This window comes from Hydrogenophaga laconesensis (genome assembly GCF_031457235.1).
Taxonomy (GTDB): domain Bacteria; phylum Pseudomonadota; class Gammaproteobacteria; order Burkholderiales; family Burkholderiaceae_C; genus Hydrogenophaga; species Hydrogenophaga laconesensis.
Window position 1 is genome coordinate 1 of the sequence record NZ_JAVDWE010000049.1, and the last position, 1,380, is coordinate 1,380.

Here is a 1,380-nt window from a genome sequence, read left to right on the forward strand (position 1 = left end):
GTTGCTCGCCGCCTGCTCCGTGCGCGCGCTCAGGTCCTGGTTCCCAGACGCAATCTCCACCGACGCCGTGTTGATGCTGTCCGTCGCGCTGCGCACCTGACCCACCGTCTGGATCAGTGCCGTCTTCATCGCGCTCAGCGCGTTGAGCAGGTCGCCGAGCTCGTCCTTGCGATCGGTCTGTACCTGCACGGCAAGGTTGCCATCGGCCACGGCCGAGGCAATGGACACCGCCTGGTTCACCGGCTCGGTCACCGAGCGCGTGATGCGCCAGGCCAGCACCGAGGCCACCACCACCGCCAGCGCGGCGAGACTCGCCAGCCACGCGACATTGCGGCGCACGGTGGCGGCGGATTCGGTCATCGCGGCCTGCACGAGGCTGCGCTGGTGCGCGAGCATCTCACCCTGCGCGCCGCTGTAGCGGTCGGCCGCGGGCAGCACTTTGCCCGAGAGAATCTGGTTGGCCGCGGCGGTGTCACCGGTGTTGAGCACGGCGAAGAAGTTCTTGCGCACGTCGATGTACTCGGCACGCAGGGTCGCGATCTTCGCCAGCAGGGCTTTGCCTTCGTCGCTGGTCACTTCCTCTTCGAGCGTCTTCTGCAGCTCGCTGATGCGCGTGCTCGTCTGCGCGATCAGCGGTTTGAAGTAGGCATCCACCTCGGGATCGGCGCGGGACTTGGCCACGGCCAGGGCACGGCTGATGTTCAGTGTGGTGCTGGCGGCCCACTCTTCCGTCACGGAAGCGCGGTGCTCCAGCTCGATCACGCGCTCGGTGGCCGCCTGCGTGGCGCGAAGACCGTTCCAGGCCAGCGCCGTGACGGCCATGAGCAGCAGCAGCACGCTCAGGAAGCCGAAGCCGAGCCGCTGGCCGACCTTGAATTGATGGAAAGACATGGAATGCAATTCGTGTGAATGGGTTGAATCGATCAGAAACTTTCCCAGTCGCCTTCGCTCGAGGCGCTGGAAGCCGTTGTGGCGGCGGGCCGGATGGGCGTTGCGGCCGGCGTATCGACCACACGGTTGACCACCGGCGCGGGCTTGACCGCCTGCGGACGCACGGCTGGTGCCGGCACCACCGCGGCCTTGGCCGGCACGGGCGTGTTGTGATCTGCCACGCTCTTGGTGGACTTGACCACCTGTGCCGGTGTTGCGGCAGGCGTCACGACCGAGGTCAGCACGGGCGTCGACACCTCCGGCGCGATGACCGTGGGTTTGATCTCCGGGGTGGCAGGCGTCATCGGGCGGGCCGTGTCGCCATCGCCGGTGCGGAACACGCGCACCACATCGTCGAGGCGGCGGGCCTGGTCCTTCAGGCTCTCTGCAGCCGCCGCACTCTCCTCCACCAGCGCCGCGTTCTGCTGCGTCATCTGGTCCAGCTGCGTC

At 67.6% G+C, this 1,380-nt stretch carries 1 protein-coding gene and 1 pseudogene; both read right to left on the reverse strand.

The window, feature by feature from the left end; translation table 11 throughout:
- Positions 1-891: MCP four helix bundle domain-containing protein (locus tag J2X09_RS27000; protein ID WP_204735976.1), on the reverse strand; the 891-nt coding region annotated here is incomplete at its 3' end.
- 32 nt (positions 892-923) lie between these two features.
- Positions 924-1,380, reverse strand: a pseudogene (locus J2X09_RS27005) (methyl-accepting chemotaxis protein); the annotation flags it as partial.